The organism is Streptomyces clavifer (genome assembly GCF_036345975.1).
Lineage (GTDB): Bacteria > Actinomycetota > Actinomycetes > Streptomycetales > Streptomycetaceae > Streptomyces > Streptomyces clavifer.
The window spans coordinates 262,138-280,148 of the sequence record NZ_CP107793.1 but is presented as its reverse complement, the minus strand read 5'-3'; the positions used below and the strand labels follow the sequence as shown (position 1 = coordinate 280,148).

Annotated in this window: 15 protein-coding genes and 1 pseudogene; 8 read left to right on the top strand and 8 right to left on the bottom strand. The window is 70.2% G+C overall.

Features of this window, described 5'->3' with window-relative positions:
• Positions 1-943 precede the first annotated feature (943 nt).
• The 3 genes from OG927_RS01110 (at position 944) to OG927_RS01100 (ending at position 3,921) form a co-directional block, all read left to right on the top strand.
• Entirely contained in the window at positions 944-1,369 is a 426-nt protein-coding gene (locus tag OG927_RS01110; protein ID WP_124283305.1) for a peptidase inhibitor family I36 protein, read from the top strand.
• Positions 1,370-1,652: 283 nt separating this feature from the next.
• On the top strand, positions 1,653-2,762 hold the full coding sequence (locus OG927_RS01105) for a hypothetical protein (protein ID WP_330319526.1): 1,110 nt from the start codon (positions 1,653-1,655) through the stop codon (positions 2,760-2,762).
• Between the two features lie 718 nt (positions 2,763-3,480).
• Positions 3,481-3,921: a DUF6083 domain-containing protein gene (locus OG927_RS01100; protein ID WP_124283307.1), complete on the top strand. Its 441-nt coding sequence runs from the start codon at positions 3,481-3,483 to the stop codon at positions 3,919-3,921.
• Between the two features lie 231 nt (positions 3,922-4,152).
• Here OG927_RS01100 and OG927_RS01095 read toward each other — a convergent pair whose 3' ends face one another.
• The 3 genes from OG927_RS01095 to OG927_RS01085 form a co-directional block, all read right to left on the bottom strand.
• Positions 4,153-5,049, bottom strand: a complete 897-nt coding sequence (locus OG927_RS01095) for an RNA polymerase sigma-70 factor (protein ID WP_056789857.1) — start codon at positions 5,047-5,049, stop codon at positions 4,153-4,155.
• Positions 5,050-5,311: 262 nt separating this feature from the next.
• Positions 5,312-6,076 carry an SDR family NAD(P)-dependent oxidoreductase gene (locus OG927_RS01090; protein ID WP_330319525.1) on the bottom strand — a complete coding sequence of 255 codons (765 nt, stop codon included), beginning with the start codon at positions 6,074-6,076 and terminating at the stop codon, positions 5,312-5,314.
• Between the two features lie 412 nt (positions 6,077-6,488).
• Complete coding sequence (locus OG927_RS01085; protein WP_056789863.1) at positions 6,489-6,962, bottom strand: carboxymuconolactone decarboxylase family protein; 474 nt, start codon at positions 6,960-6,962, stop codon at positions 6,489-6,491.
• A 183-nt stretch (positions 6,963-7,145) separates the two neighbouring features.
• Between OG927_RS01085 and OG927_RS01080 the strand changes: the two genes are divergently transcribed.
• Positions 7,146-7,496, top strand: coding sequence for an ArsR/SmtB family transcription factor (locus OG927_RS01080; protein ID WP_124283308.1), 351 nt, complete (start codon positions 7,146-7,148; stop codon positions 7,494-7,496).
• 123 nt (positions 7,497-7,619) lie between these two features.
• Here OG927_RS01080 and OG927_RS01075 read toward each other — a convergent pair whose 3' ends face one another.
• Both OG927_RS01075 and OG927_RS01070 read right to left on the bottom strand, forming a co-directional pair.
• On the bottom strand, positions 7,620-8,630 hold the full coding sequence (locus OG927_RS01075) for an SDR family oxidoreductase (RefSeq protein WP_330319524.1): 1,011 nt from the start codon (positions 8,628-8,630) through the stop codon (positions 7,620-7,622).
• A gap of 312 nt (positions 8,631-8,942) precedes the next feature.
• Complete coding sequence (locus OG927_RS01070) at positions 8,943-9,149, bottom strand: DUF2637 domain-containing protein (protein WP_124283310.1); 207 nt, start codon at positions 9,147-9,149, stop codon at positions 8,943-8,945.
• A 283-nt stretch (positions 9,150-9,432) separates the two neighbouring features.
• On the opposite strand from OG927_RS01070, the gene OG927_RS01065 reads away from it, so the two are divergent.
• Positions 9,433-10,710 (top strand): MFS transporter, encoded by a 1,278-nt coding sequence (locus tag OG927_RS01065; RefSeq protein WP_274922973.1) that lies wholly within the window; start codon positions 9,433-9,435, stop codon positions 10,708-10,710.
• Between the two features lie 394 nt (positions 10,711-11,104).
• On the opposite strand, the gene OG927_RS01060 is transcribed toward OG927_RS01065, so the two are convergent.
• Complete coding sequence (locus OG927_RS01060; RefSeq protein WP_056789879.1) at positions 11,105-11,641, bottom strand: DoxX family protein; 537 nt, start codon at positions 11,639-11,641, stop codon at positions 11,105-11,107.
• Between the two features lie 159 nt (positions 11,642-11,800).
• Between OG927_RS01060 and OG927_RS01055 the strand changes: the two are divergent.
• Positions 11,801-12,805: pseudogene (locus OG927_RS01055) on the top strand (epoxide hydrolase); the annotation flags it as partial.
• Between the two features lie 169 nt (positions 12,806-12,974).
• Here OG927_RS01055 and OG927_RS01050 read toward each other — a convergent pair.
• Positions 12,975-13,619, bottom strand: a complete 645-nt coding sequence (locus OG927_RS01050; protein ID WP_056789882.1) for a class II aldolase/adducin family protein — start codon at positions 13,617-13,619, stop codon at positions 12,975-12,977.
• The gene (gene otnK / locus OG927_RS01045) at positions 13,616-14,899 is read right to left on the bottom strand and encodes a 3-oxo-tetronate kinase (protein ID WP_330319523.1); all 1,284 of its coding nucleotides are present in this window, start codon (positions 14,897-14,899) and stop codon (positions 13,616-13,618) included. The genes OG927_RS01050 and otnK overlap by 4 nt, the downstream gene beginning before the upstream one ends.
• Positions 14,900-15,125: 226 nt before the next feature.
• Between otnK and OG927_RS01040 the strand changes: the two genes are divergently transcribed.
• A complete protein-coding gene (locus tag OG927_RS01040; RefSeq protein WP_330319522.1) occupies positions 15,126-16,526 on the top strand; it encodes a homoserine dehydrogenase in 1,401 nt (466 codons plus the stop codon).
• Entirely contained in the window at positions 16,526-17,884 is a 1,359-nt protein-coding gene (locus OG927_RS01035; protein ID WP_330319521.1) for a GntT/GntP/DsdX family permease, read from the top strand. The genes OG927_RS01040 and OG927_RS01035 overlap by 1 nt, the downstream gene beginning before the upstream one ends.
• The last annotated feature ends 127 nt before the right edge of the window (positions 17,885-18,011 follow it).

The following is an 18,011-nucleotide window of genomic DNA, read 5'->3' as shown; positions in this document are numbered from 1 at the left end:
GCGAAGCGCCGTGGTTCGGCGTACGTCGTGGGGGCCGCCAGTCGGGTGACTTTCCCGTCGCGTGGGCATGGTCGATTTGGCGTAGGGGTGGTTCAGTGGCCGCCCAGGGGAAATCGAATGCAGTAATGGGGAATGCCTTGCAGGGCTGGGCTGTCAGGGGCATTGGCTTTCGACGACCTCTGTGTGCGGGTGATGAATGGTGAGGGAGTAGGAGCAAGCAGGTGACTTCTGCGCCCCTATGTAAGCCGCACTTCGTTTCGAGGTGGTGTACGCCTGTGCTGGCAGTGGCTGTGACGGGCTCGTCCCTGAGTCACGACTCGTGCCTCCAGTTCGACGGAACCGACCAGGGCTTCCTCGGATTCGCATGAGGCAGCCCGATCGTCCAGACGCCGACAGCGGATGAGGGTGCCGAAGGATGCAGGCGGACGCGAGGACGTGTTCGGCCTCGTGCTCGTAGGGCTGTGAGGACGGCGGCACCCGGCGAACCAGGCCACCGTCCGCTCACGCGGTCCTCGACGACTACGCGACCCGCAGGGCACCGGTGGTCAAGAAGTGGCCGCAGTAGGCGACAGCTGCGTCGAGGAACTCGTCGGTTGTCCTGGTTCAGCCGAGCGTTCGGTGGCTGTCGTGCCAGTCTGCGACCAGGTGCAGGGGGAACCGCGGGGTAGGCCACCGCCTTGCGGGAGAGCGACAGCAGAGTCCGGGCCGGCCCGGGCGTCCTGGGCGAAGAGCTGCGTCGCCGGATCGGGCGGTACGGCCGCCTTCTGCATGCGAACCCCGGGGCCGCGTACGTGTCACAACGCAAGTCCGCGCTCGGTCTACAGGTTGACGAGTCGTCGCCGGCCCAGGTGGCCCACCCGAGGGCACCTGGGCACAGACACATGAACAACGCTCGACAGACGGCTACACAGCTGGACGAGCCCAACACAGAGGAGAGTGCCTTATGGGAATGCGCGAAAACAGACTTGCCTGCGTGACCGCAAGTCTCGCACTGACGATTGGCTTCATGGGTGCCTTCGTTGGCGCTGCATCAGCCTCCACGGCGGGAGCAGCGGCCACCGGAATCACTGTCTGTAAAGACGCCTACGAGCAGAACTGCACATCGAACGTCCCGGGCTACGTGGGCGACGTTCTCAAGCAGGTCAGCCCCGGTCTGCGGGACAGCATCTCGTCCATCCGCAACAACGGTGCTCAGACGATCTGCTTCTACACAGACAACAACTTCGAGGGCCGTGGTGTTGCGGTGCCGCCCGGCGGTAGCCTCGCCAACCTTGCCGGCACTTACGTAGGCGGCTCAAGCATGAACGATGTCATCTCGTCCTGGGCGCCTCTGGGAGGTCCCCAGCCTCCTCCGGGCTCCGCCTGCTGAGAAATCACCCTGCCGTTCGGATGGTGTCGTCTCCGCGACCACACCACCCGAACTGTTCAGTAGTCACCGCGAACGCTTTGTTACGAGAGCTCTTGGGGCGCGGGCAACGCTGCGGCGAGCCATCACCCTCACAGGTGGTGCTCGGCCGCGGGGCGAACGCGCTGTTCGCGCTGGATCCCGTGGTCGACGTCGCAGCGGGCGCTCGGGCCCCGCAGCGAACGAGAAACACCATGGCCCTGCCGCAGCCAAGGTGCGACGATGCTGTTTTTCAACCGGAGGACATGTGTTCGTCTTCATGTGTGCGGGGTGCGGCGCCGAGTTGAGCGCCCCGCTGACTCGGGTGGTCCTACCGGTTCACACCCATCAGAAGTACGGGAACGGGATTCAGCTCCCGGTCCTTATGGAGACGGGCACGTTCGCCGTGGAGCCGGAGCCCTCGGGACCTCCGTGGCGTAGGTGGGAGGAGATCGATCCGGACGAGGCGGCCGCGCGCGGCATCTACGCACCGGTCCACTTCCTGTCCGACGGCGCGCCCGGGGCGGTCGTCATCGCGCCCGGAGATATCCGCGGCACCGTGCTGATCCCGGAGAAGTGCGGTGGCTACTGCTGCGGCCTCGATGGTGCTGACGGCCCCAACTTGGCCTGCGAGACGTGCGGCCTGCCCGTGGCGACCAGGATCGACGACTGCTCGCTCTGGCAGGCGGTGTGGCTCGCCCCTGAAGCGGTGCGTCGCCGTCCCGTCGACGGCGCCGACGCCGCACCGCTTTCCTGGGCGGAGCTGGCGGCCGAGGGGAGGAGCACACCGCCGTTCGAGCCGATCACCGGTTGGGGAGGACCGCAGCTGGGGTCGCACCACTGGTGGTCCTGGAGCCCGCAGTGGGAGGCGGCGACCGGCCGAGCGCTCGCTCATCTCCTGGCGGAGTCGGGGGGCCGACCGGTGACCGTACCGGGGGGCCTGAGCACGGAGGTGTTCCAGCGCGGCCTCGACACCCTGCTGCCAGCAGGTCCGCCGGCGAGGCGCGCCGTCCTGGCCGGGCCCGGGCTGCCGGCCCCGGAAGCGGACCTTGACATCCTCATCGTGCCCGTCCATCCGCAGACGGGGGAAAACTGGGCCCCGCCCAACCGGGACGCCACGGTGCACCCGGTGCCTCTGCCGCTCGGGGTGTGGTGGTGGTTGGCTTTTCCCGAGCCGCACCTGCATGCGCCCGCGTCGGGCGTCATGCCCGACGGCGTCCTGCGTGACGATCCGGGGGCACCGCATCCCCGCAGTCTCTTCAGACACGATGCGGCAGTCTTCCACCACACTCTGGTCCGACTACCAGCCGTCCGCAGCCAGTGGCTGCGCGAGAGCCTTGAGAAGCTGACGCAGGACATGCGTACACGCCTTTTCTGATCAACCGGCAGAAGAAGCCGACGCTCAACCTCCGACCTGTCGGCTGATCATGGCCCCGCAACCGAGCAGCGCCGGACGACGGCTCACTCATGAATTCACGCCGTATCGGCGCGACTCCTGATCAAGTCAGAGTCAGAACCCTGAGCAGGGCACTGCCAGTCGGCCGAGTCGACCGGGTTCCCCACCGTGTCGCTGAGGTGGAAGCAGTCGCCGTTGACCCACACTGTGACCGATTCGGGTCGATGGTCGACCTGGAACGGTTCATCCCCGCGCAGAGTCCCGGACCATGATCCATCAGCTGCAGGCGAGTGGGTGACAACGACCCACGTGTGCTTCGGAGGAATGTGATGCGTTTCCGCCCAGGGCTCCACGGTCAGCTCGAGCGCGGCCTCACCACCGTTGCCGAGCTGTTCCCGCGGTGACCATTGCCTGCACCCGTCCTTGACTCCACAGACGATTCCGCCTTCAGCCACAGGCCCTGCTGGCCTACGCGACGCGATCCTCAGACGCGCGATCACCTGATCCAAGCTACTTCGTCGCCGAGTTGCCGAACAGCCCTGCCGGGAACAGAGCTCTTCAGGGCGCCAGCGGCGCGGACTGCGGGGAACAGATACCGGGGCGGCCGTCGTTGATGCGCGCGGATGGCGCAGGAAACCGCCGCGGTGTGGCCGAATCGCGCCCTACCCGGCTTGACTGCCAGTACCGGACCCTTACAGACATGGGGGACATAGAGAACGCCCAGCCCGGCCCCGGCAACGATCCCGGCAGCCTCACCCACGCCTTCCACGCGCTCCTCGAAGGCGCCGTAGCCCCACGCCCACCCGCGCCCCCCGACTGTCCGTACTGCGACCTTCCGCAGGATCGGCGTCACACCGGATACCCGGGGCACTGGATTCTCCTCGAACCTCGTGTACTCATCCCCGCACACACCGTTCCGCCGCGACGCCGGTGGATCATCACCTCGGACGGCATCGCCATGAATCTGTGGGATGCCGAGCCGCTCACCGGCACCCTCTGCCGCATCCCGCACAGCATCGTCTGTCCCCAGCTTCTGCCCCAGGATCTGTGGCCGTGGGTGACCGCACTGCGGCACCACAACAAGCAGCGGAGGCAGCGCCTGTTCGACCTGCCCCACGAGGACCTGCCGGACACCGCGTAACGGATGGATTTCCGAGCGCGGGCGAGCTCGTGACTCGTAGGGAGGTGGGCCGGACATCCGTGACGGGCGCGGTGCACCATCCATGCCCGTCGCTCCACCGCCAGGCGCGCGCTGTACGGCCCTGCGTATGACAGGAGCGTCCCCGCACTCGGTGTCCGGCCACACAAAGCCGGCGCGAGAACCGGACCACGTCGTGACCACCAACGAGGGGAAGTACGGATCGAGAGGTGCTCAGCTGTCCAACGACGCCACGTAGGGTGCCAGCTTGGCCTGATTCATCACCCACATGATCCGGTCGATCCCCTCGGCCGACACGTCGACGCACAGCAGAGCCACCGCGTTCCCCTCGGAGGTGACCAGGACCGCCGGGCGGCCGTTCGCCTCGACCCAGCGAACGTCCGACCCGGGCCAGAATCGTGGTGCGAAGGCCACAAGGTACGGGGCGACGTGAGCAAGCCCGACGACGGGAATCTTCGATGCGCCCCGCGCTCCTCCGCCGTCGGAGTAGCTCACGACGTCCGCTGACAGGACTTCCTCGAGCACCTTCAGATCGCCTGTCTGAGCTGCGGCGAGAAACACTTCCAGCAGGCGCTGATGCTCGGTACGGCTCACGCGCTCCCTGCGCTCGGCAGCCAGGTGCTTGCGTGCGCGACTCACCAGCTGACGCGCGTTGGCCTCGCTCGTCTCCAGGATGTCGGCGATCCGGCTGTACGGGTAGTCGAACGCTTCGCGCATGACGTACGCGCCCCGTTCCACCGGGTTCAGCTTCTCGAGCAGGAGGAGAACCGCCAGCTCGACGGCTTCGGCTCGCTCCGCGCCGACCTGGGGGTCCAGGCTGGTGTCCACCGGTTCGGGAAGCCACGGTCCGGTGTACGACTCCCGCCTGACCCGGGCGGACTTGGCCGTGTTGATGGCCAGACGTGCGGTGACGGTGGTCAGGAAGGCCTTCGGCTCGCGAATGTCCGCGCGGTCGGCCTTCTGCCACCGCACCCACGCGTCCTGAAGGATGTCCTCGGCCTCCACGGCGCTTCCGAGTACGCGGTAGGCGATTCCGAAGAGCTGCGGACGCGCTGCGAGGAAATCCCGTGTCGCCCGGTCGAGGGAGCCGGTGTCGTCCTCAGTGTGCATGGTCGTCCCTTCCGGCGCCGAGGCCACCACCGTACCCGCCACTCCCACAGTCGGGGTGCGCTTCCAGCCGCGCACGGACACCCGGGTCCGGTGCGCGGTCCTGGTCGCTGCTCCGGCCGCGCCACAGCGTTCGGACCGCACATTTTCGGCCGCATCAACGCGGGAAGGTCCTGTGATCGGTTCGCCGCGCAGGCCGTGCACGACCTGTGGGTCGTCGTATCGCACCGCACCGGCTCGCGCGGCGCGCGAACTCCACTCGCGGTCAGATGAGTTCCAGACCTCCGTCGACCGTGAGCACCTGACCGGTGACGTGCGTTCCCCGCGGATCGGCGATACGCAGGATCCACTCCGCGACATCACCGGGGTCGCCCAGCCGGCCCGTGGGGATGCGCTCGCGCTCGTACGTGTACATCTCGTCGACGGTGTCGTCCGGAAGTCCCGCCGCGGCCAGGACGTCCGTCGTGGTCGGCCCGGGAGCGACGGCGTTCACCCGCACTCCCGCCGGGGCCAGTTCGAGTGCCCAGCTCCGGGTGAGCTGCTCCACTGCGCTCTTGGTGGCGGCGTAGTGCGCTCCACCTGCCAGGGGGCGGTGTCCGTAGGTGCTCGATACGTTGACGATCGACCCCGAGGACTCCAGCAGGTGGGGGAGGGCTGCATGGGCCAGCAGGCTCGGAGCGGTCACGTTGAGCTCGAAGAGCATGGTGATGACTGAGCGGTCCGTCTCCGCCAAGGGCATCACGGCGGTGATGCCGGCGTTGTTCACGAGCAGGTCGAGCCGGCCCCAGCGGTCCACGGCCTCTCCCGCCACCTGCTCCGCGGCGCCCTCCGCGCAGATGTCCATCGGCAGGATCACGATGCCGGAGTGGGCGCGGGCCGTCTGTTCCAGTGCTTCCTTCCGGCGTCCCACTCCGAGGACACGCGCCCCCGACGTCGCCAGGGCGACCGCTGTTGCGCGGCCGATGCCCGATCCCGCACCCGTGACGATGGCGACACGGTCGGAGAAGGGCAGGTCTGTAGTGCTGGGCATGGGTTTCCTGTCCGTCGATAATTGTTCGATGTTCGTAAAACATCGAACAACTTGGCAGAGGTTGACCGGCGCTTCGCGGGGCGCATCGGTGCACCGTTGGTCTTCGCGGGAGGGGGAAGGGGGGCCCGGGCCGGACGACTGGAGGGTTCCCTCCAGTGGCACCCCGGAGGGGACCCTCTGGTCAGGCGTGCTGAGCAGTGACACTCGGCTGACAGCGGAACGCGTGCGTCTCCGTTGCGCGAGCCGGGTGGTCGCGGCGCCGAAGCGGGCGGCGGGCATCGGTGTCACGCCGGTGACCGGCCCGCCCCTCCGGGGGAGGGGCGGGCCTCGCGACATCGGCGGGAGGCCCCCCTGCGGCAGGGGGGCCGGGGAGGCGTAACCCCGCGTGCCCGACCGGCCCGGATGTCTCCCGTCAGCCGAACTGGCCGGGCTGGTAGCTGCCGGCGGGCTGCTGGTTGATCACGTTGATGCGGTTGTAGGCGTTGATGATGGCGATGAGGGAGATGAGTGCCACGAGCTGTTCCTCGTCGTAGTGCTTGGCGGCGCTCGCCCAGGCGGCGTCGGTGACACCGCCGGCCGCGTCGGCGATCCTGGTGCCCTGCTCCGCAAGCTCCAGTGCTGCGCGCTCGGCCTCGGTGAAGACCGTGGCCTCACGCCACGCGGCAACCAGATTGAGCCGCAACTGCGTCTCGCCGGCGGCAGCGGCGTCCTTGGTGTGCATGTCGGTGCAGAAACCGCAGCCGTTGATCTGGCTGGCGCGGATCTTCACCAGCTCCTGCGTCGCGGACGGCAGGCCCGAGTCCGAAACGATCTTGCCCGCAGAGTTGATGTGCTTCAGCACCTTGCCTGCGAGAGGGTTGCCGAAGTAGTTGAGACGTGAATCCATGGTGTTCTCCTGGCCGAGTTGCAGATACGGACTACTGACAGCGCGGCCGGGGAAAATGTGACATCAGTGTGAGCGGGCGCCGTGGGCCTGCGTGTCGCGCGGATGTCGACCGGCGGGCCTCGGGTACCGGACCGCTACGCCGTATCGTTCGTCCGTTGCCGAACAAGCGGTAGCCTGATCGCCATGCCGGACCACTCGTCGTCACCCGCCCTCAGTACGATCACCCTGCCGAGCGTGCTGGGAGCGCTCAGCGACCCGACGCGGCTCGGAATCGTCCGGGTGCTGTCCGACGGCAATGAACGCGGATGGGGTGAGCTACGTGCTCCCATCGCCAAGTCCACCCTCAGTCATCACCTCAAGGTGCTGCGTGAGGCGGGCGTCACGCAGACCCGGCAGGAGGGCACCCGCTGCTTCGTGACGCTACGCCGCGAAAGCCTCGACGCCCGGTTCCCCGGCCTGCTGCCTGCCCTGCTGGCAGCGGCCGTCGCCGACCATGTCGGCGAACACGTGACCGAGCGTGATGCTGCGAAGTGATGCGGTCGTCCTGCGGTGCACGCACGGGGTGATCGACCTCGACCTGCGTGAGGCATTACGGGCTCCGGCGCACCCCCTGGCGCTGTAAGCACATGGCCGCGGGCGTGATGTCTCGGCTCCGGTTCACGGACGGCCGAGGTGGCCCACCAGGACTGACAGCAGCTGGAGATTCGCGTAACTCTCCGTACCGGCCACCGGTGTGAAGACCAGGAGCCGCTGAGACTGATCAGGGTCGACCAGCGTCTGACAGTGGAGCTCCAGTACTCCGACCTGCGGATGCTGGAAACGCTTCGGCGCGCAGTAGGGGCCGAGCACGGGATGTTCGGCCCAGAGGGCTTCGAACTCGGGACTCGCGGTCCGCAGTGCGCGGACGAGCTCTGCTGTGCGCGAGTCGCTTCCGTCACGTGCGTGGGCGCTGTACAGATCCGCCGCCAGCAGGCGGCTGTGCTCGGAGTGGTCGCTCTCGGGACGGGTGCGGCCGAGGTTCGGGCCGGACGCGTAGAGGTTGGTCAGCGTCGTGCCGGGATGTGCGGCGTTCCCGACGATGCCCCACCCGCCCGCCGTGCTGCGGCGATTCAGCTCCAGTGCGAAGAGCAGGTTGGCCAGTTTGGACCGGCCGTAGGCGCGTACCGGTGCGTACCGCTTCTCACTCTGCAGGTCGTCCCAGTCGATCGTGCCGTTGCGTGCCGCGCTGCTGGTCACGGTGGTCACGCGAGCCCGTCCGGCCCGCAGCAGCGGCAGCAGACGGCTCGTGAGCGCCATGTGGCCCAGATGGTTCGTTCCGAACTGCAGCTCATATCCATCCGCTGTCGTGTGCCGGGTGGCGGGCGTCATCACCCCGGCGTTGTTGATCAGGAGGTTGATGGGTCTGCCTTCCGCCTTCAACGTGTCCGCGAGGCCTTCGACCGACGCCAAGGAAGCCAGGTCCAGGACGCGGGTGGAGAGCCGAGCTCCGGGGACGTCCGTACGGATGCGGTCGAGAGCGGCAGCCCCCTTCGCCGCATTGCGCACCGGAAGGATCAGCTCGGCACCCGCCCGGGCGAGCCGCACGGCCAGGCCCAGGCCGAGACCGTCGCTCGCCCCGGTCACCACGGCGAGTTCTCCTCGCAGGTCGGTCACGGTCACGTCTCTCATCGCAGGGCTCCTGTTGTGCGGTCGACTGGGAAGACCACCAGAATTCACGCGGTTCGCGGCCGGATCCATGTGCTGTCGGACCATGGATCGGCCGGGCACGGCCGAACAGGCCGTATGCGCGCCGATCCGTGCGCGCCGGACGCGCACCGTCCTGTGGGAGGCGTCCGCAGGACGAGCACTCGAGGAGGAGACACTGGGGGACGGGAAGTTGTTTCCCGCCGCATCGGCTCGGGTGCACGCTTCGTTGCATACCGTGGCGGACGCGGACCCGCCTCCGCGGGGTGACGAACAACCTGCCGACCGGTCGAAGGGTCAGCGCGTCCTGCGGCGGGGGTAGAAGCGCCGCCGCAGTCGATCGGCGACTTCACCCACGACGATCACCAGCACGGCGCTTGCCGCACACCCCACGAGGTCCGGCCGCTGATCGAAGACCGCGCCCAGGAACCAGAGGGCCGCGGTGACAACCGCCCACCACGTCGCCCACAGCGTGATCGCGGTCCACCGGCGTCCTCTTTCCACGGCATCAACATATGCCGGCCGCACCCCCGGGTCCGCCCGGGCCGGGCGTGAGGGCTCCACCACTCCGGGCCGCGCGGCCTCGTCGCGCTGCCGGACGGCGTCGGACGGAGGGCGACCGCGGACACGAGGGCGACGCCCGCGCTCCTGCTGCGCCGGCCACCCCTTGCCACGCACCTTTCACGGTGCCGGGGCACGTGTACGCGCGCGCCGCGCCCTGGTACCGGTGTCCTGAAGCGGCTGGTCAGCTGCGTCGGTACGCTGCGGTGGCCTAGGGTCGGTGCCCGTGAATGATGCCTCGGATCCGGTGCCACTGCGGCGTGACCCGCAGTTCGCCCTGCTCGCTTCCGCTCGGATCATCTCGGTCCTGGGGAACGGCTTCGCCCGGGTGGCGCTCGCGTTCGCCGTCCTGGAGCTGCCCGGAGCGAGTCCGGGGCGGCTGTCGTTGGTGTTGTCCTGCCAGGCGCTGCCTCAGCTGGCCTTCATTCTGGTCGGTGGGGTGATCGCGGACCGGATGTCCCGGGTGCGGCTCATGGCCCTGGCCGACTGGGTCGGGATGCTGGCGTACGGGGTGCTGGCCGTCATGGTTCTGACGGGACGTGCGCCCCTGCCCGCGATGTGTGTCGTAGCAGCCGTAGCCGGAACAGCGACCGCCTTGTTCGCGCCGGCCATGGACGGTGTGCTGCCGCTGCTGGTATCCGGGAAGCGGCTCCAGCAGGCCAACGCCCTCCTACGGGTGGGCACCAACACGGCCCTCCTCCTGGGCCTGGCGCTGTCGGGTGTGACAGTGGCGCTCGTCGGTGCGGGCTGGGCGCTGGCGTTGAACGCCGTCTCCTTCGCGGTGAGCGCGGTCCTGGTGCTCCGGCTTCGGGTGGCGGGGCGGCCGCCGAAGGCGTCGTCGGGCTGGGCGGATCTGCGCGAGGGCTGGCTGGAGTTCTCCTCCCGGCAGTGGCTGTGGGTGGTGGTCGCCCAGTGCGCGGTCGTGGTCGCCGCGCTGAACGCCACCGTCGGTGTCCTCGGCCCGCTCGTGGCCGATGAGGGTCCGGGCGGGGCACGGGCCTGGTCGGTCATCGTCGCCGCACAGGCGCTGGGCACCCTCGCGGGAGCGGGCCTGGCCGCCCGGGTGCGGGTCCGGCGCCCCGTGCTGGTGGCTGTCCTCGCCACGTTCCCCGCCGCCGTTCCGATCGCCCTGCTGGCAGGGAGCGCACCGGTGTGGCTGATCGCCGTAGCCATGTTCTGCGCGGGAATCGCCTCGGATGTCGTCGCGGTGTTGTGGGTCACCACGATTCAGCGGGAGATCCCTGAGGAATCTCTCTCCCGGGTGAGCTCCTACGACTGGTTCGGCTCGCTGGCCTTCGCGCCTTTCGGTCTCCTCGTGGCCGGTCCGGCAGCTGATTCCGTTGGTGCCGGACCGGCCCTGGCAGCCTGCGCGGTCCTGATCGTCCTTGCCAGTGCCGCAGCGCTTCTCTCTCCGGCGGTGCGCGGGCTCAGGGCGCCGGAAAGCGCTGAGGTCCGGACCGGAAAAATGTCGCCGTCCTCGGGCGCGGCCGAACAAGCCGGCTGACTGCCGGGCCGGGCCCGTCGGCCGGATGGGGATCGCTGATCCAGCTGTCGGTGCGGGCCCCTCGCGGGACGGGCGTCCGGCCGCGGTGGTGAGGCGGCCCGGGCGATCAGCGTCCCGCAGCGCCATCCTTCGTCGCGCATCGCGGGCTTACTTCCTCCGGGCGTGCCCGGGCGACGACCCGCAGCTCACCCGGGCCCGGCAACCGCACGCACAGTCCCGGACACCGTCACCGCGGCGGCGCGCCCGCGGCGCGGAGGCACCTGGCGCTCGGGTACTGGGGGGAATGAGCTACCGGCCCTCCTCGAGGGGAGGGAGCCGGTCAGGCATTCCTACCGCAGGCACCAGGCAGCTACGGGCCGTCCGGGTGCCTGCCCGGTCGACGGGTTCCCTGCCCTCAGTTACGGATGAGCAGGACGAGGCCGGCGGATACCGCGCCGAGCGCCACGGCTGCCACACCGTATGCGAGGCGGTGGGCCCGCAGCCACGGAAGGAAGCGGTCCACGGCGATCCGGCCGGGTCCGGTGAGCGCCAGTGCGGCCGCGCCCGCGGCCAACAGGACCTCGTACTCGACGCCTTCGGGGGCGAAGAAGCCCCCACCCCACTTGACGGCCACCGCGTTGACCAACGTGCCGAAGACGGCCGCGCCGGCCAGCGGGGTGAGGAGGCCGAGGGCCAGACCGAGTCCGCCGAGAATCTCGCTCAGTCCGGCGATCACGGCCATCGCTTCGCCGGAGGGGTAGCCGCTCATCTCGAAGAACTGGCCCGTGCCCTCGATACCGCCGCCGCCGAACCAGCCGAAGAGCTTCTGTGCCCCGTGTGCGGCGACGGTCAGGCCCAGGACGAGTCGCAGCAGGAGCAGGCCCCCGTCATAGGCGCGGAGCGACGGGTTGCCGGGCTGCGGAGAGCTGGTGGTGCGGGGGGTGGCAGGCATGGGACGCGGGCCTTTCGGTCGTTGGCGAGTCATGCTTGAAAGTTCAAGCTCACGAGAGAACCTAACAGGTTGCGTGAAAGTTCAACAAACGGCGCGGGTTTCGGGTGTCGGAGCACGGACGTCCAGCGGTGGTCAACGGCAGGAGGGAGAGGGGCCCGCGCGGACGAGTTCGACTGGCCGGCGCAGGAGGCGGCGCTCGCGCGGCTTCCGCACTTCCGCGTCCCGCTCGGCGGCCTCGGGATCCACTTCGTCCACGTCCGGGCCGTCGCGCCGGCCGGGCCGGTCCTGCCGCTCGTCCTCAGCCACGGCTGGCCGGACTCGTTCTGGCGCTACACGAAGGTCATCCCGCTCCTCACCGACCCCGGCGCGCACGGGGGCGACCCCGCCGACGCGTTCGACGTCGTCGTGCCGGACATGCCGGGCTACGGGTACTCCGACCGGCCCGTCGGGCCGCCCCTCGACTCCATCGCCGTCGCCGGTCTGTGGGCCGAACTCATGAGCGTCCTCGGCTACGCCCGGTTCGGCGCGGCGGGCGGGGACATCGGCAGTCACGTGAGCCGATACCTCGGGCTCGACCACCCCGACCGGGTCGTGGCCGTCCACCGTACCGACGGGGGTCTGCCCGTCCACACCGGCGACCCGGCGGACGCGCACCCGAGGAGGTCACCTGGATCGAGGGGGCCGGCGCCTGGGGCGCGACCGAGGGTGCCTACGCTTCCATGCACCGCACGAAGCCCCAGACCGCGGCGATCGGACTCACCGACTCGCCGGCCGGGCTCGCCGCTTGGATCGTCGAGAAGCTGCGGGCGTGGAGCGACTGCGACGGCGATGTCGAGCGGAGCTTCACGAAGGACGAGCTCCTCACGAACGTCACTCTTTACTGGCTCACGGAGACGATCGGGTCGTCCATGCGCATGTACCGCGCGAACGCGGCGATCCCGCCCGCCCAGCTCGCCCGCCGGGTCGAAGTGCCCTCCGGCTTCTCGCTCTTCCCCGGTGACATCGTGCGCCCACCGCGGGCATGGCTCGACCGCACCGCGAACACGGTGCGGGTGACCGAGCCCGTGAGGGGGCGGACACTTCGCGCCGTTCGAGGAGCCCGAGCTCTACGCACAGGAGCTGCGCGCGTTCTTCCGGCCCTGGCGGGCGGCGGCGACGGACTGAGGCCACCGCCGCGCGTGGGCGCCGCCGCCGGTGCTGCGCCCGGAGCGGGTCGGCTCCGGGCAGGCGTGCCGGGCTCCGGTCTGCGTGCCGTCCGGGCGGATGGTCCGATCGCGCGCTGCGCACCTGCGCGGGGCGTGCGCCCCGGAGGGCCGCCGGGGATGTGCCGGGTTCAGCGGCTGTCCGTCCACGGTGAGGCGTACTTCCGTGCCAGCGGGGCGATCTCCTCGGGGGAGAGGAGCCGCGGAGTCCGGTCTCCGAGTGCGAGGAGCAGCGCGGCGACCTCCTCCAGTTCCACGGCCGCGTCCACGGCCGCCGTCACGGAGTGGCCGGCGACGACGGGGCCGTGGTTCTGCAGCAGGGCGGCTCGGAACGGAAACGTCAGGGCCTCCATCTGCGCCGCCTGCCCGATGTCGCCCGGTGCGGCATAGGGGAGGAGGGGCGTCTGGCCCACACGCATCACGAAGTACGGGGTCAGGGGCGGTATTGCGCTGCGTTCGCTCCAGGCGGGCAGGCAGGAGACCGCGGTGGCGTGGCGGGAGTGCAGGTGGACGACGGCTCGGGCGCCCGGCTCGCGGCGGTAGAACGCCGTGTGGAGGGGGAACTCCTTGGAGGGTTTCGGGCCGTCGACGTGCTTTCCGGTCAGGTCGAGGACGCTGAGCTCGGCAGGGGTGAGGTCCGACAGGTCCGCCCCGGTGGGGGTGATGTGGACGAGGGCGCCCTCGCGGACGCTGAGGTTGCCGGAGGAGCCGGGGCTGAGGCCGAGCGAGGCGAGGTGGGCGCCCGCGGCGGCGAGCTCGGATCGGATGTCGTTCATGCGAGGGCGCTCCATGCCGCGGTGAAGATGTCGGTGTCGCCGAAATTGCCCGACTTGAGGGCCACGTCGACCGTCTGGCCGGCACCCCCGGCACCCCCGGCACCGCAGTCCGCCCCGGCCCACGTGACGCCGGGCGAGATGGGGGAGCCGATGGTGAGCGTGCGCACGCCGAGCGCGGTGACGACCGAGCCCGACGTCTCCCCGCCCGCGACGAGCAGCCGCCGTGCGCCGGCCTCGACCAGGCGTACGGCACAGGCGGCCAGAGCCTTCTCGACGAGGACGGAGGCCGCGGGCGTGGCTTCCCCGCCGGTCTCGTCCAGGTCCCGCAGGTCGTCGACGGCGTAGATGAGGGGCGGCCGTCCCGGGTCGTCCCGCCAGCAGTCGCGGGCGAAGGTCGTCAGCTCTTCCACCGTGGTGTCGAAGTCCGCCCGAAGGGCGGCGATCTCGAGCTTGCGGTGGGGAAGGTGCGCGCGGCCGTGGGCCACCTGGGCCCGGGTGGCCGCGGAGGCGCTGCCCGAGAGGACGACCGCCGGATCGCCGGGGCGTGAGGCGGCTTCCGCACGCGAGGCCTCGGGGCGTGGGCCGGTCAGCCCGAGCGCGAGTCCGGCGGCGCCGGTCACCAGCCCGTGGTGCAGGGTCGCCGCGGAGACGGTACGCAGGTCCTCGTCCTCGGTGGCGTCGACCACGACGAGCGCGTCGGCCAGGGCGGGATCGTCCAGCGCCGCTTTCAGCGCCTCGACTCCGGAGCGTACGGTTTCCAGGTCGATGAGCCGCACCGGGTGCGCGGTCTGCGGCGCGAGGAGCCGTCCCACGTGGGAGTCCCGCATCGGTGTGAGCGGGTGGTGACGCATCGGGCTCTCGTCGAGGAGCTCGTCGTGGACGAAGAGCCGTCCGCGGTAGACGGTGCGGCCCGTGCCGGGGAACGAGGGCACGACGACCGCTCGTCGCTCGCCGGTCGCGCTCAGCAGCGCGTCCGTCACCGGGCCGATGTTGCCCTGCGGGGTCGAGTCGAAGGTGGAGCAGTATTTGAAGTAGAAACGGCTGCAGCCCGCCGCGCGTAGTGCGTGGAACGCGGCGAGCGAGGAGGCGACCGCCTCGGAGACGGGTGCGGTGCGCGATTTGAGCGCGACCACCACGGCGTCCGCGTCCGCCACGGCGCAGTCGTCGGCGACGGTGTCGGGGCCGACGGTCACCACGGTGCGGTACCCGCGGGCGACGAGCATCGTCGCGAGGTCCGTTGCTCCGGTGAAGTCGTCGGCGATGGCCCCGAGGGTCGGCATCAGGCCTCCTTGCGTTCGGTGTGGTGCGGCGTCGTACCTGACGGAGGCGGCGCCGATCAGTGGATGTGAAAAAATGTTAACAGACTTTACGTGAATGGGATCTGCTGATACATCTTGTTAACGCGCTCCTGGTGGCCCTCGTACGTGCTGACGAGACCGCCCGTGCCGGGAGCGCATCACCACACCGCTCGCGTCATCACCTTGCTCGCGTCATCCAGGAGGGCCCATGAACCTGCACCACCTGTTCGCCGACACCGGCGACCGGACCGTGCGGTACGCACTGTCCGGAGCCGGCGGCGGCTTCGCCCGGACCCTGCTGGCCCAGACCCGGCACCTCGACAGGCTGACGCCCGCCGTCCTCTGCGACCGCGACGTGGAGCGCCTTCGGACGATGCTCCTGGACCTCGGCCACCGCCCCTCGGAGCTGCGTGTCTGCAGCACGGCCCGGGACGTGGCAACTGCCGCGGACGAAGGGTGCGTCGTGCTCGTCGCGGACGGCGCCCTGCTGCACGCGGCACCCTGGGACATCCTGGTCGAAGCCACCGGAAGCCCCGCCGACGGATACGCGATGGCCCACGAGGCGCTCACGCACGGCCGGCACGTGGCCATGGTGAGCAAGGAGGTCGACTCCGTCGCGGGACTCCACCTCGCCGACCTGGCGAAGGAGAACGGCGTCGTCTACACGACGGCGGACGGCGACCAGCCCGCCAACCTGATCGCCCTGGTGACCTGGGCGGAACTGCTGGGCCTGGACATCGTGGCCATCGGGAAGTCGAGCGAGTACGACCTCGTCCTCGACCCCGGCGCAGGCACCGTGACCCAGCTCGACACGACGGTCCCGGCCCCGGCGCTGACCGGCCTGCTCACCCTGGGCGAGGACACCCGCGCCACCCTCGCCGCCCGCGCGGCGGCCGTGGCGGCGCTGCCCGTGGGCGCCACCGCCGACTACTGCGAGATGGCCGTCGTCGCCACGAACACCGGGTTCCGCCCCGATGTCGAACGCCTGCACTACCCGGTGGCCCGCATCGCCGAGCTCGCCGACATCTACTCCCTCCGCGAGGACGGGGGAGTCCTCCACCGCCCCGGTGCGGTCGACGTGTTCAGCGCACTGCGCCTGCCCGACGAGGCGTCCTTCGCCGGCGGCGTGTTCGTCGTCGTGCGCACCACGGACCAGGTCACCTGGGAGACCCTGCGCGGCAAGGGCCACGTCGTCAGCCGCGACGGCCGCTACGCCGCGATCTACCTCCCCTACCACCTGATGGGCGTCGAGACCCCGCTCTCCCTCCTGTCGGCCGTGCTGCACCACCGCCCCTCGGGGGGCACCGACCCGCGCGCCCACGCCGCACTGGCCGGCCGCGCGCAGCACGACCTGCCCGAGGGCACCGTCCTCACCATGGGCGGGCACCACCACAACGTGACCGGCGTCCAGGCCGTCCTGCTGCGCGACGAGGACACGCCGGCCGACATAGCCCCGCTCTACCTCGCCGCCTACGCCACCCTCGCCCGCCCCGTCGCCGCAGGTGAACTGATCACGATGGCCGACCTCGCCGACGCGGACGAGAACCTGCGGCAGGCCTGGACCCTGGGCCGCTCCTCCCGGGCCACCGTCACCGGCGGAGCACGCTAGTGGGCACGGACCTCCAGCACCTGCTGCTGGGCGCGGCAGCGGTCGTCGTCCTGATCCTGCTGATCACCAAGACGAAACTGCACCCCTTCCTGGCGCTGAGCATCGCCGCTCTGGGCCTGGGGCTCGCCGCCGGAATCGGACCCGGCCAGACCGTCGAGAACTTCCAGAACGGCTTCGGGGACGCCCTGAAGAGCACCGGCCCCACCATCGGGCTGGGCACCATCCTCGGCGGCATCCTGCTCGGCTCCGGCGGGGCCGACCGCATCGCCACCGCCTTCATCGGTGCCCGGCCGGTCAAGTGGATCCCGACCGCCATCACCGCCGCGGCCCTGCTCATCGGCATGCCCCACCTGTTCGACGTCAGCTTCGTGATGCTCGTACCACTGGTGTACGCGGTCGCCAAGCGCACCGGGACGCACCTGCTGTACGTCGGACTGCCGATGGCAGCCGGCCTCTACATCTCGCACGGTCTGCTGCCCCCGCACCCCTCCCCGACGCTCGCCGTCTCCGCCTACGGTGCCAGCACCGGCCTCACCATCCTCTACGGCCTCATCATCGGAATCCCGATCGCGGTCGTCAGCGGACCACTGCTGACCAAGGTCGCCAGCCGCTGGTTCGGGCCCGCACCCGACCTGGACAAGGGCCCCGTCCCCGAACCGGAGCCCCTCCCGGACAACCAGCGACGGCCCGCGTCCTTCGCACTCGCCCTGATCACCGTGCTGCTGCCTCCCGTCCTCATGCTGATCGGCACGGTCGGCACATCGAACACCGCCGAGGGCAGCCTGCCGCACGCGCTGTTCGAGGCCTGCGACTCCTCCGTCCTCTCGCTCCTGGCCGCCGTGGTGTTCGCCTTCTTCGCCCTCGGCGTCCGTTCCGGCTTCGGCCTCGGCCAGCTCCAGAAGATGGCCGGCAAGGGACTCGGCCCCGTCGGCGGCATCGTGCTGATCCTCGGCGCCGGAGGCGGCCTCAAGGCGATGCTGACCGCCACGGGCATCGACCAGCTCATCTCCGACTACGCCGTCGACTGGTCCGTCCCGCCGCTGCTGCTCGCCTGGCTGGTCGCCGCGCTCCTGCGGATCTGCCTCGGCTCGGCGACGGTCGCCACCGCCGCCGCCACCGGCATCGTCGCCCCGCTGCTCGGCGCCTACCCGGGGCTCTCGCCCGAACTGATGGTGCTGGCCTCCGCCTCGGGTGCCGTCATGCTGTCCCACGTCAACGACTCGGGCTTCTGGCTCTTCAAGGAGTACTTCCAGCTCTCCGTGTCGCAGACGTTCCGCACCTGGACACTGATGCTCTCCCTCCAGTCGCTGCTCAGCCTCGGCGGAGTCCTGCTGCTCGGCACCTTCGTGGGCGGCTGACCAGGGCCGGTCACCGTACCGGCCGGGAACCGGTCCCCACGCTGTCTCCCGGCCGCGGCCCGCGGCCGGGAGACAGCCGTCCGGTCCGGTGGAGTGCCCCGGCGTGAGCGCCGGGCGCACAGGGACG